The organism is Streptomyces sp. NPDC048185, assembly GCF_043202495.1.
In the GTDB taxonomy this organism is placed as follows: domain Bacteria; phylum Actinomycetota; class Actinomycetes; order Streptomycetales; family Streptomycetaceae; genus Streptomyces.
Window position 1 is genome coordinate 560,195 of sequence record NZ_JBIDAN010000002.1, and the last position, 13,685, is coordinate 573,879.

The 13,685-nt window shown below is 73.2% G+C and carries 15 protein-coding genes; 5 read left to right on the forward strand and 10 right to left on the reverse strand.

Annotated features, from left to right (window positions below; translation table 11 throughout):
* Positions 1 to 186: 186 nt before the first annotated feature.
* Positions 187 to 1,191 carry a Gfo/Idh/MocA family oxidoreductase gene (locus ACGF3H_RS08490; protein WP_362494475.1) on the forward strand — a complete coding sequence of 335 codons (1,005 nt, stop codon included), beginning with the start codon at positions 187 to 189 and terminating at the stop codon, positions 1,189 to 1,191.
* Between the two features lie 38 nt (positions 1,192 to 1,229).
* Here the strand turns inward: ACGF3H_RS08490 and ACGF3H_RS08495 are convergent, their stop codons facing one another.
* The 5 genes from ACGF3H_RS08495 to ACGF3H_RS08515 all read right to left on the reverse strand — a co-directional run bounded on the left by ACGF3H_RS08495 (position 1,230) and on the right by ACGF3H_RS08515 (position 5,687).
* Positions 1,230 to 1,643 (reverse strand): VOC family protein, encoded by a 414-nt coding sequence (locus tag ACGF3H_RS08495; protein ID WP_362494478.1) that lies wholly within the window; start codon positions 1,641 to 1,643, stop codon positions 1,230 to 1,232.
* Positions 1,644 to 1,736: 93 nt separating this feature from the next.
* Positions 1,737 to 2,639: a sugar phosphate isomerase/epimerase gene (locus tag ACGF3H_RS08500; RefSeq protein WP_362494480.1), complete on the reverse strand. Its 903-nt coding sequence runs from the start codon at positions 2,637 to 2,639 to the stop codon at positions 1,737 to 1,739.
* A gap of 1 nt (position 2,640) precedes the next feature.
* A complete protein-coding gene (locus tag ACGF3H_RS08505; RefSeq protein ID WP_362494482.1) occupies positions 2,641 to 3,582 on the reverse strand; it encodes an ATP-binding cassette domain-containing protein in 942 nt (313 codons plus the stop codon).
* Positions 3,583 to 3,588: 6 nt separating this feature from the next.
* Positions 3,589 to 4,665 (reverse strand): ABC transporter permease, encoded by a 1,077-nt coding sequence (locus ACGF3H_RS08510; RefSeq protein ID WP_362494485.1) that lies wholly within the window; start codon positions 4,663 to 4,665, stop codon positions 3,589 to 3,591.
* Entirely contained in the window at positions 4,665 to 5,687 is a 1,023-nt protein-coding gene (locus ACGF3H_RS08515) for a sugar ABC transporter substrate-binding protein (RefSeq protein ID WP_362494488.1), read from the reverse strand. The genes ACGF3H_RS08510 and ACGF3H_RS08515 overlap by 1 nt, the downstream gene beginning before the upstream one ends.
* Positions 5,688 to 5,913: 226 nt before the next feature.
* Between ACGF3H_RS08515 and iolC the strand changes: the two genes are divergently transcribed.
* From iolC to iolD, 4 genes are read left to right on the forward strand one after another with little or no spacing between them, the layout of a single operon-like run.
* The gene (gene iolC / locus ACGF3H_RS08520; RefSeq protein WP_362494491.1) at positions 5,914 to 6,882 is read left to right on the forward strand and encodes a 5-dehydro-2-deoxygluconokinase; all 969 of its coding nucleotides are present in this window, start codon (positions 5,914 to 5,916) and stop codon (positions 6,880 to 6,882) included.
* A 13-nt stretch (positions 6,883 to 6,895) separates the two neighbouring features.
* A complete protein-coding gene (locus ACGF3H_RS08525; RefSeq protein ID WP_362494493.1) occupies positions 6,896 to 7,783 on the forward strand; it encodes a deoxyribose-phosphate aldolase in 888 nt (295 codons plus the stop codon).
* 56 nt (positions 7,784 to 7,839) lie between these two features.
* On the forward strand, positions 7,840 to 8,733 hold the full coding sequence (gene iolB / locus ACGF3H_RS08530) for a 5-deoxy-glucuronate isomerase (RefSeq protein ID WP_362494495.1): 894 nt from the start codon (positions 7,840 to 7,842) through the stop codon (positions 8,731 to 8,733).
* Positions 8,730 to 10,601: a 3D-(3,5/4)-trihydroxycyclohexane-1,2-dione acylhydrolase (decyclizing) gene (iolD, locus tag ACGF3H_RS08535; RefSeq protein WP_362494498.1), complete on the forward strand. Its 1,872-nt coding sequence runs from the start codon at positions 8,730 to 8,732 to the stop codon at positions 10,599 to 10,601. Before iolB ends, iolD begins: the two co-directional genes overlap by 4 nt.
* 123 nt (positions 10,602 to 10,724) lie before the next feature.
* On the opposite strand, the gene ACGF3H_RS08540 is transcribed toward iolD, so the two are convergent.
* The 5 genes from ACGF3H_RS08540 to ACGF3H_RS08560 all read right to left on the reverse strand — a co-directional run bounded on the left by ACGF3H_RS08540 (position 10,725) and on the right by ACGF3H_RS08560 (position 13,685).
* On the reverse strand, positions 10,725 to 11,402 hold the full coding sequence (locus ACGF3H_RS08540; protein WP_362494500.1) for an NUDIX domain-containing protein: 678 nt from the start codon (positions 11,400 to 11,402) through the stop codon (positions 10,725 to 10,727).
* 67 nt (positions 11,403 to 11,469) lie between these two features.
* Complete coding sequence (locus ACGF3H_RS08545; protein WP_362494502.1) at positions 11,470 to 12,324, reverse strand: alpha/beta hydrolase; 855 nt, start codon at positions 12,322 to 12,324, stop codon at positions 11,470 to 11,472.
* Between the two features lie 2 nt (positions 12,325 to 12,326).
* Entirely contained in the window at positions 12,327 to 13,325 is a 999-nt protein-coding gene (locus ACGF3H_RS08550) for an amidohydrolase family protein (protein ID WP_362494504.1), read from the reverse strand.
* On the reverse strand, positions 13,309 to 13,542 hold the full coding sequence (locus tag ACGF3H_RS08555; protein WP_362494506.1) for a DUF1427 family protein: 234 nt from the start codon (positions 13,540 to 13,542) through the stop codon (positions 13,309 to 13,311). Before ACGF3H_RS08555 ends, ACGF3H_RS08550 begins: the two co-directional genes overlap by 17 nt.
* Positions 13,539 to 13,685, reverse strand: coding sequence for a DUF1427 family protein (locus tag ACGF3H_RS08560; protein WP_362494508.1), 147 nt, complete (start codon positions 13,683 to 13,685; stop codon positions 13,539 to 13,541). Before ACGF3H_RS08560 ends, ACGF3H_RS08555 begins: the two co-directional genes overlap by 4 nt.

Here is a 13,685-nt window from a genome sequence, read left to right on the forward strand (position 1 = left end):
AGCGGCGGCGCACGGGACCGGGTCACACACCCGGGGCGCGGCCGTACGTCACACGCCCGCGGTGTCGTGGGCGGGTGGAACGAGGAGGGTGCCCCCGGCACCTTCGCCCACGGAGTCGTGTTCCCGTGTCCGGCGGCCCGCCGGGCATCGGTCGCGGCACACCGGACCCAAGGAGCAGCGGAACCCATGCGCATCGGAATCCTCGGCCTCGGCCGCATCGGCGCCTTCCACGCCGAGACCCTCTCCGGACTCGACGCCGTCGGCTCGCTCGTCCTCGCCGACCCGCTCGCGGACGCCGCGCGGGCCGCCGCCGAGCGGTTCGGCGCCGAGGTGGCACCCTCGCCCGCCGCCGTGCTGACCGCCGGGGTGGACGGGGTGGTGATCGCCGCCGCGACCGACGCCCACCCGGGCCTGATCCTGGCCGCCGTCGAGGCCGGAGTGCCCGTCTTCTGCGAGAAGCCCGTCGCCCGCACCATCGGGGAGGGCGTCGAGGTCCTTAAGGCCGTGGCCGGCCGGGGCGTGCCGGTCCAGATCGGCTTCAACCGTCGCTTCGACGCCGGGTTCGCCGCGGCACGGGCGGCGGTGCGCAGCGGCGAGCTGGGCACGCTGCACACCGTGCGGTCGACCACGCTCGACCCGGCACCGCCGCCTGCCGCTTACGTCGCCGCCTCCGGGGGCATCTTCCGGGACTGCTCCGTGCACGACTTCGACATCATCCGCTGGGTGACGGGCCGTGAGGTGAGCGAGGTGTACGCCGTCGGCGGCAACCGGGGCGCCGGCCACATCCGGGAGGCGGGCGACGCCGACACGACGGGCGCGGTCCTCACCCTGGACGACGGCACGATCGCGGTGGTCTCCAACAGCCGCCACAACGCACGCGGGCATGACGTCCGCATGGAGCTCCACGGCTCCGCGGACTCCATCGCCGTCGGCCTGGACGACAAGCTGCCGCTGCGCTCGGTCGAGCCCGGGGCGACCTTCCCGGCCGGTGTCCCGCACGACTTCTTCATGGACCGCTTCGCCGCGGCCTACCGCGCGGAACTCACCGCCTTCACCGAGGTCGTCGCGGGTGCGCGCCCCTCCCCCTGCACGATCGGGGACGCGCTGGAGGCGGGCTGGATCGCCGAGGCGTGCACGCTGTCGCTGCGCGAGCACCGCCCCGTGACGATCGCGGAGGTACGGCAGGTCTGAGACCCCCGGCACCGGGCGGACCGGCCGCCCGGTGCCGGTCAGCCCTGGCGCTCGGTGATGTTGACCATCCAGGGGACACCGAACCGGTCCGTGCACATGCCGAAGACGTCGCCCCACATCTGCTTCTCCAGCGGCACGGCGACGGTGCCGCCGTCGGAGAGCTTCTCCCAGTAGCCGCGCAGCTCGGCCTCGTCGTCGCCGCTGAGGCTGACCGAGAACGTGTTCCCGGGGCTGTACGCCATGCCGGGGGGCGTGTCGGCGCCCATCAGGGTGAAGCCGCTCGGCGTCTCCAGCATGCCGTGCATGATCTTGTCGGCCTCCGGGGCGTCGGCGTCACCGAACGCACCGAAGGTGTTCAGCGCGAGGGTCCCGCCGAAGACCCGCTCGTAGAACTCCATCGCCTGGCGGGCGTCGCCGTCGAAGCTGAGATACGGATTGAGGCGCGAGGACATGAGAACCTCCCGGAACGGGACGAACGGTCAGTGCTTCGCACGCTAGCGCCTGGCACTGACAACGGCTCGCCGAACGGGAGGGGGCGCGGGCCGTCAGACGCCGCAGGAGCGCAGGAACCTGCGGGTGCGGACCGCGATGGGCAGCGGCTCGTCCGGTGCGCAGGGGTACATGTCCTGCTCCACGATCGCGAACAGGTCCACGCCCAGCCGCTGGGCCGCCGTGAGCACCGGGCCCAGTTCGGGGACGCCGGACGGCGGTTCGCACATCACCCCGCGCTGGACGGCCGGCCCGAACGGCACGCCGTTCGCGCGCACGCCGGCGAGGATCTCCGGGTCGACCTGCTTGAGGTGGAGGTAGCCGATGCGCTCGCCGTAGGTCTCGATCAGCTTGACGCTGTCGCCGCCGCAGTAGGCGTAGTGGCCGGTGTCCAGGCAGAGGCCGACCAGGTCGGGATCGGTGGAGTCGAGGAAGCGCTCGACGTGCTCCTCGGTGTCGATGTGGGTGTCCGCGTGCGGGTGGACGACGACGTCCAGGCCGTAGGTCTCCCTGACCCGGTGACCGAGGCGCTCCATGCCCTCGGCCAGGTTCGTCCACTGTTCGGCGGTGAGCTCCGGCGGCTCCAGGATCTCGGCGGTCCTGTCGTCGCGCCAGAAGGACGGGATGACGACGAGGTGGGTGGCGTCCACGGCCCGGGCGAGGGCGGCGACGCGGCCGACCTGCTCCCAGGTGGCGTCCCACTCGGAGGGACCGCGGTGCAGACCGCAGAAGATGGTGCCGGCGGAGACGCGGAGGCCGCGCCGGGCCACCTCGTCGGCGAGCCGCGCCGGGTCCGTGGGCAGGTAGCCGTAGGGGCCCAGCTCGATCCACTCGTAGCCGGCCTCGGTGACCTCGTCCAGGAAGCGTTGCCAGGGCACCTGCCGCGGGTCGTCGGGGAACCAGACGCCCCAGGAGTCGGGGGCCGAGCCGACGCGGATGCGGTCCAGGGCAGCGGGCATGTCAGGCCTTCCCTTCGGCGGTGTCGGGCGCGACCTCCTGCGACGCGGCGGCGCGGGACGCGGGAACCACCGGTTCCGCCCCCGGGAGCACCGCCGTGCCGGCCCCGTCGGCCTGCGCCAGTTCGTGCTTGAGCGCGGCGAGTTCGGCGCCGCCCGCCATGTGGTCGGTGAGTTCCTGGACGGTGATCGCGGTGCGGGCGGCGCTGAGTTCCAGGGTGCCCAGGCGCAGCACGCTGAAGTGGTCGCCGACCAGGTAGGCGTGGTGGGGGTTGTGGGTGATGAAGATGACGCCGAGGCCGCGTTCGCGGGCGGCGGCGATGTACTTGAGGACGACGCCGGACTGCTTGACGCCGAGGGCGGCGGTGGGCTCGTCGAGGATGAGGACGCGGGCGCCGAAGTGGACGGCGCGGGCGATGGCGACGCACTGGCGCTGGCCGCCGGAGAGGGTGCCGACGGGCTGTTCGAGGTCGTCCAGGACGATGCCCATGGCCCGCAGTTCCTCGTCCGCGGTCTTCTTCATGCGGGCGATGTCGAGGCGGCGCACGGGCCAGGGGCCCTTGGTCATCTCGGAGCCGAGGAAGAAGTTCCGCCACACCGGCATCAGCGGCACGGTGGCGAGGTCCTGGTAGACGGTGGCGATGCCCCGGGCGAGGGCGTCACGGGGGGTGGTGAAGCGCACCGGTTCGCCGTCGACGAGGAGGTCGCCCTCGGTGTGCCGGTGCAGCCCGGAGATGATCTTGATGAGGGTGGACTTGCCGGCGCCGTTGTCGCCCAGCACGCAGGTCACCCGGCCGGGGTGGACGGCGAGGTCGACCCCGTGCAGGGCGCGGACGCTGCCGTAGGACTTGCCGGCGCCGCGCAGTTCGACGAGCGGCCGGCCGGCGTCCCCGGGGGCGGTGTCCGCCGGGGCGGCGGCGCGGGTGCCGGTGGTCTTCCTGGTCATTTCCGATCACCTCCGGGCCGCCGCGCGGCGGACCCACAGATTGATGAGGACGGCACCGAGCAGCATCACGCCGAGGAACGCCTTGAACCAGTCGGGGTTCCATCCGGCGTAGACGATGCCCTGGTTCACCATGCCGAACATGAAGGCGCCGAAGACCGGACCGATGGCCGAGCCGTAGCCGCCGGTGAGCAGGCAGCCGCCGATGACGGCCGCGGCGATGTAGATCAGCTCCTGGCCGACGCCCTCGCCGGACTGGACGGTGTTGAAGGAGAACAGCTGGTGCATGCCGACGAACCAGGCACCGAAGCCGACCAGCATGAACAGCGTGATCTTGGTGAAGGTGACGGGGACGCCGACCGCACGGGCGGACTCCTTGTTGCCGCCGACCGCGAAGACCCAGTTGCCGTACTTGGTGCGCAGCAGCACCCAGGTGGCCAGCGCGGCGAAGACCAGCCACCACACGACGGTGATCTTGACCTGGACGCCACCGACGTCGAACGACGAGGCGAAGAGCGCCTCGGCCTGGCCGAAGCCGTCCATGTCGCTGATGTCGTCGGTGGCGACGTTGCCGGTGACCAGCTTGGTGACGGCGAGGTTGACGCCCTGGAGGATGAGGAAGGTGCCGAGGGTGACGAGGAAGCTCGGCAGTCCGGTCCTGACGAGCACCCAGCCGTTGAACGCGCCGACGCCCAGGGAGACCACGAGGGCGACGATCACGCCCATCCAGACGTTCACGGTCAGCTGGTAGCTGAGCATGCTCGCGGTGAGCGCCGAGCCGACCACGGCGACACCGGCGGACAGGTCGAACTCGCCGCCGATCATCAGCAGGGCGACCGGCAGCGCCATGATGCCGATGGTGGACGACTGGTAGAGGACCGTCGCCATGGAGCTGCCGTCGCGGACCGAGGGCGCGGCGATCAGGAAGAAGACGTACACGGCGACGGCGCCGAGGAGGACTCCGACCTCGGGCCGGGCGAGCAGCCGCAGCGCCAGGGGGCGCCGCCGCGCCCGCCCGTCGCCCGGTCCGGGGCCGGGGGCCGGCGGTGCGGACACCGCCGGTCCGGCCTGCGGGGTCGTGCTCATCACCGGGTGCCCTTCGAGGCGAAGCCGGCGACGGACGTGACGTTGGACTTGTCGACGAAGGCCGGGCCGGTCAGCACCGGCTGCTCACCGCCGCCGCTGTAGTTGCCGTTGTTCTCGTAGAGCCACAGGCCGTCGACCGCCAGGTAGCCCTGGAGATAGGGCTGCTGGTCGACGGCGAACTCGATGGTGCCCTTCTCGATGGCACCGGTGAGTTCCTTGTTGAGGTCGAAGGTGGCGACCTTCGCCTTGCTGCCGGTCTCCTCGACCGACTGCGTCGCGGTCATGGCGAACGGGGCGCCGAGCGTGACGACGTGGTCGATGGCGCCGTCCTGCTTCAGCTTCGCGGTGATCGTCGACTTCACGGACGGCATGTCGGTGCCGTTGACGTAGAGGTTCTCGACCGCGCCCTCGAAGGTCTTCTTCACGCCGTCGCAGCGCTGGGTCAGGCCGACGTTGCCCTGTTCGTGGACGACGCAGACCGCCTTCTTCGCGCCGACCTCGTTCAGCTTCTTGCCGAACGCCTCGCCCGCCACGCTCTCGTCCTGCCCGAAGAACTCCATCAGGCCGAGCTTCTTCCAGTCGGCGAGGCCGGAGTTGAGGCCGACGACGGGTATGCCGGCCTGCTCCGCCTTGGCGAGAACACCGCGGAGGGCGTCCGGCTTGGCGAGGGTGACCGCGATGCCGTCGACCTTCTGGTCGATCGCGTTCTGCACCAGGCTGGCCTGGTTGCCCGCGTTGGGGTCGGCGGAGTAGACGAGCTTGATGTTGTCCTTGGCGGCGGCCGCCTCGGCTCCCTTGCGGACGATGTCCCAGAAGGTGTCGCCGGGTGCCTGATGGGTGACCAGGGCGACCGTCATGCGGGGCGTGTTCGCCTTGCCCGCGGAGGCACCGGAGTCCCCCTCCTCGTCGGCCTTCTTGCCCCCGGAGCTGCTGGAGCAGCCGGCGAGGGCCAGCGCCGCCGCCGCGGCGAGGGCCACGGCCGGGGCGAATCTGCGGGAGCGGGCGTGCGAAGAGCGGACCATCTTTCCTGCACCTCACTGTGCGACGGGGAGCCGTGTGTCGGACGGGAGAAGAACGGCTGTTGCGCTGGGACCGGATACAAGTCCTTGAGGGGCCCGCTGTCAATACTTTGTCAAGACATTATTTCACGCGCTGGTCCGAATGTCAGTACAAAGTCTTGACAGGCTCGTCCCGCGGTCATACACCTGGGAGGCGGCAGCCCCCCGCCCAGCCCGAGGAGCGTCGCACATGGCCGAGTCAGTCCGGCATTTCGATCTGATCACGATGGGCCGCATCGGAGTGGATCTCTATCCCCTGCAGACGGGTGTATCCCTCGCGGACGTCGAGACCTTCGGCAAGTTCCTCGGCGGTTCCGCCGCGAACGTGGCGGTCGCCGCCGCCCGCCTGGGCCGTGCCGCAGCCGTCATCACCCGCACGGGCGACGATCCGTTCGGCGCCTATCTGCACCGGGCCCTCGCGGAGTTCGGCGTCGACGACCGCTGGGTCACGCCGGTCGCCGCGTACCCGACGCCCGTCACCTTCTGCGAGCTGTTCCCGCCGGACGACTTCCCGCTGTACTTCTACCGGCGGCCGAAGGCGCCCGACCTGGAGATCCGCCCCCAGGAGCTGGACCTCGACGCGATCCGCGCGGCCCGCATCTTCTGGGTCACCGGCACCGGGCTGAGCGAGGAACCGAGCCGTACGGCGACTCTGGGCGCCCTCGCCCACCGCGCCGGGGCCGGCGCCGGGACCACGGTCTTCGACCTGGACTGGCGGCCGATGTTCTGGGCCGACCCCGACCGGGCCCGTCCGTACTACGCCGAGGCGCTGCGGCACGCGACCGTCGCCGTCGGCAACCTCGACGAGTGCGAGATCGCCACGGGCGTGCGCGAGCCGCGGGCCTGCGCCGAGGCGCTCCTGGCGGCCGGCGTGGACCTGGCCGTCGTCAAACAGGGCCCCGACGGCGTCCTCGCCCTGCACCGCGACGGCCGGACGGCCGAGGTGCCCGCGGTGCCGGTCGAGGTGGTCAACGGACTCGGTGCGGGCGACGCGTTCGGCGGTTCCCTCTGCCACGGCCTGCTGTCCGGCTGGGACCTGGAGCGCACCATGCGGTACGCCAACGCGGCCGGCGCCCTCGTCGCCTCCCGTCTCGCCTGCTCCTCCGCGATGCCCACCGGGGCGGAGGTCGACGGCCTCCTCGCGCGAGCCACTGTCTGAACGGAGCGTTGCCTTGTCCCTCAGCATCCCCGACCTCACGGCGGTCAGAGCCCGGCACCCGGAGGCCATCACCGAGGCGGCGGCGCGCCGGGTACGCCGTCCGCTGATCGGCGACTCCGGGCGCCTGATGATCGTGGCCGCGGACCACCCGGCACGCGGCGCGCTCGGCGTCGGCGACCGGCGGCTCGCCATGGCCAACCGGTCCGACCTGCTGGAACGCCTGTGCACGGCGCTGTCCCGGCCCGGCGTCGACGGGGTGCTCGCCACCGCCGACGTGCTGGAGGACCTGCTGCTGCTCGGGGCGCTGGAGAACAAGGTCGTCATGGGCTCCATGAACCGCGGCGGGCTCGCGGGCGCCGCCTTCGAGATGGACGACCGCTTCACCGGGCACCGCCCCGAGGACCTCGCCCGCCTGCGCTTCGACGCGGGCAAGCTGCTGCTGCGCATCGACTACGACGACCGCGGCTCGCTCGCCACCCTGGAGTCCGCCGCACGCGCGGTCGACGCCATGGCGGCACGCGAACTGCCCGTGTTCGTGGAGCCGTTCGTCTCCCGCCGGATCGAGGGCCGGGTCCGCAACGACCTGTCCGCCGAGGCCGTCACCCGTTCGGTCGCCATCGCCTCGGGCCTGGGCGGCACCTCCGCCTACACCTGGCTGAAGCTGCCCGTCACCCACGACCCGGACGACATGGGCGAGGTGCTGGAGACGTCCACGCTGCCCGCGGTCCTGCTCGGGGGTGACATAGGCGGCTCCCCCGCGGACCAGGCCGCCGCCTACGCACGCTGGCGCAAGGCGCTCAGGCTGCCCACCGTGCAGGGCATGGTGGTCGGCCGCTCCCTGCTCTACCCCGCCGAGGGCACGGTGGAACAGGCGGTGGACACCGCCGTCGGCCTGCTGTGACCCGGGTAGTCGTGACACGAGAGCTGTGACCCAGGCAAGGACAGGAGAGTCACCCGATGACGCATCACCTTCCCGCGGGCAAGACGGCGAGCGGCCCGTACGCCGTGGACGTGACGCCCGAGAAGGCCGGCTGGGGCCACTCCGGTCTGCGCGTGCTCCACCTGCCGCCCGGCGGCAGCCACACCTTCGACAGCGGCGACAGCGAGTGGATCGTCCTCCCCCTCGGCGGCGGCTGCACGGTCGCCACCGCCGACGACCACGGCCAGGACACCTTCGAGCTCGCCGGCCGCGCCGGCGTGTTCGACGGCATCACCGACTTCGCGTACGTGCCGCGCGACGCCCGTACGACGGTGACGTCCGCGGGCGGCGGCCGGTTCGCCCTCACGGGGGCCCGCTGCACCCGCCGCCTGCCCGCCCGCTACGGCCCGGCGTCGTCGGTGCCGGTGGAGCTGCGGGGCACCGGCACCTGCTCGCGGCAGGTCAACAACTTCGCCGCCGCGGACGTGTTCACGTGCGACAGGCTGATCGCGGTCGAGGTGATCACCCCGGGCGGCAACTGGTCCTCGTTCCCTCCGCACAAGCACGACGAACACCGACCCGGCGAGGAGTCCGTGCTGGAGGAGATCTACTACTACGAGTTCACCGGCCACGACGGCGTCCCCGGCCTCGGCTACCAGCGGGTCTCGCCGTCCGGCCCGGGACGGGGCACGGACGTGCTGGCCGAGGTACGGGACGGGGACGTGGTCCTGATCCCCGACGGCTGGCACGGACCGTCGATGGCCGTCCCGGGCCACCACATGTACTACCTCAACGTCATGGCGGGTCCGGAGGCCGAGCGCGCCTGGCTGATCCGCGACCACCCCGACCACGCCTGGATCCGCGACACCTGGCCCGGCCGGGCGGTCGACCCCCGGCTCCCCCTCTACACCGCACCGGAGAGGTCCGCATGAGCACCGTCACCCGACGACTGACCACCGCCCAGGCACTGGTGCGCTTCCTGGCCGCCCAGTACACCGAACGCGACGGCGCCCGGCACCGTCTGATCGCCGGGACCTGGGGCGTCTTCGGCCACGGCAACGTGGCCGGCCTCGGGCAGGCGCTCGTCGAGTACGCCGGCGTCATGCCGTACCACCAGGGCCGCAACGAACAGGCCATGGTGCACGCGGCCGTCGGCCACGCCCGCCACCTCGACCGGCTGTCCGCGCAGGCGGTGACGACGTCCATCGGACCGGGCGCCACGAACCTGGTCACCGGCGCCGCCCTCGCCACGGTCAACCGCCTGCCGGTCCTGCTGCTCCCCGGCGACTACTTCGCCTCGCACGCGGCCGACCCCCTGCTCCAGCAGCTCGAGCACCCGATCGAGGCCGACGTGTCCGTCAACGACACCCTGCGCCCGGTGTCCCGGTACTTCGACCGCGTCACCCGCCCGGAGGCCCTGATCGCCTCCGCCCTGCAGGCGATGCGGGTGCTGAGCGACCCGGCCGAGACCGGTGCGGTCACCCTCGCCCTCCCCCAGGACGTGCAGGCGCAGGCGTACGACTGGCCGGAGGAGTTCTTCGCCGACCGCGTCTGGCGCGTGCGGCGTCCCGCCCCCGACCCGGCGGAACTGGCCGAGGCGGTCCGGGCGGTGCGCGCCGCCGAGCGCCCGCTGATCGTCGCGGGCGGCGGCGTCCACCACAGCGAGGCGGAGGAGGCGCTGAAGGCGTTCGCGGACGCCACCGGCATCCCGGTCGCCTCCACCCAGGCCGGCAAGGGCTCCCTGCGCCACGACCACCCGGCCGACCTCGGCGGCATCGGCCACACCGGCACCGCCGTCAGCGACGAGCTGGCCCGCACCGCGGACCTGGTGATCGGCATCGGCACCCGCTACTCGGACTTCACCACGGCCTCCGGCACCCTCTTCCGGCGCCCCGACGTCCGCTTCCTCAACCTCAACATCACCGCCTTCGACGCCCACAAGCTCGCCGCCCGCACCCTGGTCTGCGACGCGCGCGCCGGCCTCACCCTGCTGACGGACGCCCTCGCGGGACACCGGGTGGCGCCCTCGTACGAGGCGGAGTACCGCACGGGCAAGGAGCGCTGGGAGCGGGTGGTGGAGGCCGCCCTGACGGCGGACGACGACACCGCCGTCCCCACGCAGACCCAGGTGCTGGGCGCGCTGGACGCGGTGGTCGGCGACGAGGACGTGGTGATCAACGCGGCCGGTTCGCTCCCCGGCGACCTGCACAAGCTCTGGCGGGCCCGCTCCCCGCGCCAGTACCACCTGGAGTACGGCTACTCGTGCATGGGCTACGAGATCCCGGCCGCGCTCGGTGTGCAGCAGGCGGCCCCCGGGACGCCCGTGTGGGCGCTGGTGGGCGACGGCACCTATCTGATGAACCCTACGGAGATCGTCACGGCCGTGCAGGAGAACCTGCCGGTCAAGCTGGTCGTCGTGCAGAACCACGGCTACGCCTCCATCGGCGGCCTGTCCGAGTCGGTGGGCGCCGAGCGCTTCGGCACCGCCTACCGCCACCGCGCCGCCGACGGCACCTTCACGGGCGCCCCGCTGCCCGTCGACCTCGCCGCCAACGCGGCCAGCCTCGGCATGGAGGTGCTGCGCGCCAAGACGGTCCGCGAACTGCGGGAGGCGCTGTCGGCGGCCCGCGAGGCGACCCGCCCGGTCTGCGTCCACGTCGAGACGGACCCGGCGGCGACCGCTCCCGGCGCCGAGGCCTGGTGGGACGTGCCGGTGGCCGAGGTCTCCGCCCGACCGGCCGCCGCCGAAGCGCGCGCACGGTACGAGCGGGCCGTCGCCGACCGCCGCCGCCACCTCTGACAACCCGTCACCTTCGCCGGGGAGGTGCGTCCATGGTGAGGACCGGCGATGCCGCACGTGCCTGACCGTCCCCGCGTGCGGCTCGCCGGATCTCGCCCTGGACCGCGGGCCGGACCGTGAGCCTCAGGCGCCGTCGAGGGGCCGGGCGAACGGGCCCTCCAGCGCCGCCCACTGGAGCAGCATGATGGTCTTGGCGTCGGCGATCTCGCCGGTGCGGATCATCTCCAGGGCACGGTGGAAGGGCAGTTCGAGGGTCTCGATGTCCTCGCCCTCCTCGTGCAGTCCGCCGCCCGCGTGGGTGCGGGTGGCGGGGCCGTAGGCCGCCGCGTAGAAGCTGACGCGTTCGGTGACCGAGCCGGGGCTCATGTACACGTCGAAGACGTGCCGCACCTCGCCGACGGTGTGCCCGGTCTCCTCGACGACCTCGCGCCGGACGGCGGCCTCGGGGTGCTCGTCCTCGTCGTCGAGCACCCCGCCGGGCGTCTCGATCAGCATCCCGTCGGGGTGGCCGTTGACGTACACGGGCAGGCGGAACTGGCGGGTGAGCAGGACGGTTCCGCGTACGGTGTCGTGGAGCAGCACGGTGGCGCCGTTGCCGCGGTCGTGGGTCTCTCGCTCCTGGGTGCTCCAGGTGCCGTCGGCGCGCCGGAGGTCGAACGTGGTGCTGCGTTCGACGTACCAGTGGCTGGAGAGGAGCCGGACGTCCCGGATCCTCACGCGCGGGTTGCCGGTCAGGTCCTGGCCGGCCCGGTCGAGTCCGGTGCGGCCCCGGCGGTCCGGGGTGTCGATGCCGGCGGTCACCGGAGGCCGTCCGGGGCCGTCGGGCGGTGCGGTGCGGGGTGGGGCGAGGTGGTCATGCCCGCTTCTATCACCTCGTGCGGCTCCGCACGAAGTCGAGCAGGGAGGCGAAGCAGCGTTCCACGTCCGCCTCGGCCGCCCCGATCCACAGGTGATCGGCTGCGGCGACGGTCCGGAAGTCGGCCGCCGTGCCGGCCGCCTCGAGCGCCGCCGCCAGGGCCTCCCCCTGGGCGACGGGGATGACGGTGTCCCTGTCGCCGTGCAGGATCTGGAAGGGCGGGGCGCCCGGCCTGACCCGGGCGACCGGGCTGGCCTCGCGGGCCCGTTCCGGGGCGTCGGCGGCGGGGCCGCCGAGCAGTGCCGCCTCGGGGGTGTGCGGCGGCGCCGCGGTGAGGTCGGTCGCGCCGTACCAGACGACGCAGCCGCGCAGGGCCGGGGTCGTGGTGAGGGCGAGGAGCGCGGCGAGGTGGCCGCCCGCCGACTCGCCCCAGGCGACGACCCGTTCGGGGTCGATGCCGAGGTCGGCGGCACGGGTGCGCAGCCACTCCAGCGCCGCGCCGAGGTCGTGCAGCGGGGCGGGGAACACCGCCTCGCCGCTGAGCCGGTAGTCGGGGCAGACGACGGCGAAGCCGGCCCGGGCGAGGCGGGCGAAGGGGCCGGGCCGCCAGGTGCGGAAGCGCGGGCCCGGGTCGTCGCGCAGCCCGGTGCGCCAGGCTCCGCCGTGCACGAAGACGACGACGGGCAGCGGCTCGCCGGGGGTCTCCTCCGGGAGCCACACGTCGAGCTCCAGGGGCCGGCCGCCGTCGTGCACGGCGTAGGGGACCGCGCGCAGCAGCCGTACGCCGTCGGCGGGGTGAGCGGCGGGCGGCAGGGGCAGGACCGTGGGGTCGGGCGGGGCCAGGAAAGGGGCGAGTCGGGGGTGCACGGTCACTCCTCGGGTGTCCGGGACGGGCGGTCGGCCAGGCGGGGCAGCAGCTTCAGGGCGTTGGCCGTCGTCAGGGACCGCCAGTCGGTGGCGCCCGCCGGCACCGGCGCGGTGTCGACGGCCGCGACGTGGGCGTCCACGCCGTGCGCCGGCGTCCAGCAGTAGTCGCTGCCGTACAGCAGCCGGTCCGGTTCGACCAGGGAGAGCAGCGCGGGCACCTGGCGCGGGAAGGCAGGGCCGGCCATGTCGTAGTGCAGGCGGCGGAGCTGGTCCACGGCGTCGGGGGCGCCGTCCGCCCCGGCGGGCAGGAAGAGTTTCATGAACCCGTTGATGCGGTCGGCGAGGACGGGCAGTGCGCCGCCGCAGTGAGGGACGATCACCTCCAGGCCCGGGTGGCGCTCCAGGGTGCCCGCCATGAGGAGGTCGGTGACCGTGCGGGCGGTGTCGAAGACGAACTCGACCATGGGCCGCGGCCGTCCGAGGGCCGACCGCTCCCAGCACACCGGGGAGGTCGGGTGCAGGAAGACGACCGCACGGCGTCGTCCGAGCTCGGCGAAGAGGGGCTCCAGCCGGGCGTCGCCCAGGTACACGCCGTGGGTGTTGGTCTCCAGGACGACGCCGTCCGCGCCGAGTTCGTCGAGGGCGTACGCCACCTCCGTCAGGGCCCCGTCCACGTCGGGCAGCGGGAGGGAGGCGAAGAAGCCGAAGCGGCCCGGGTGTCCGGAGGCGACCCGGGCGGCCTCCTCGTTCACCTCGCGGGCCAGGCGGCGGGCGGCCGCGTCGTCGCCGAAGTGGACCCCGGGGGACGACACGGACAGGATCGCGGTGCGGATGCCGACCCGGTCCATCAGCTCCAGGTGCGCCTCGGCGGACCAGCCGGGCCAGGCGGGCACGCCGTCGGGCAGTTCGTGACCGGCGGCGCGCGCCTGCCGGACGTAGGAGTCGGTGACGAAGTGCGCGTGGACGTCGACGAGGCCCGCTCGTTCATCCGGTGCGGTCATGGGCTTCTCCCTCGGGGGTGTGGCGTCTCGATGCGGTGATCCGGCCCCGTCCCCAGGTGATGGCGCGCTCGCCGAGGACGATGCCGAGCAGGCCGGTCAGGCCGATCAGGGGCGGGGCGGGCGAGGTGATGTCCAGGGCCCAGTAGACGGCGCCCATCAGCAGCCCGGCCCCGAGGCTGAGGGCGGCGCCGCGCAGGCGCCCGGGCGGGGCGCTCACAGGGCCCCCAGCAGGGCCTGGCCGGCGAGCATGCCGAGCAGGCCGAACAGGGCGACCGGAGGGGGCGCCGGGGACCTCACCCTGAGGGCGGCGTACAGCGCGCCCACGAGAGCCCCGGCGAGCAGCGCCCGTACGTACGCCAT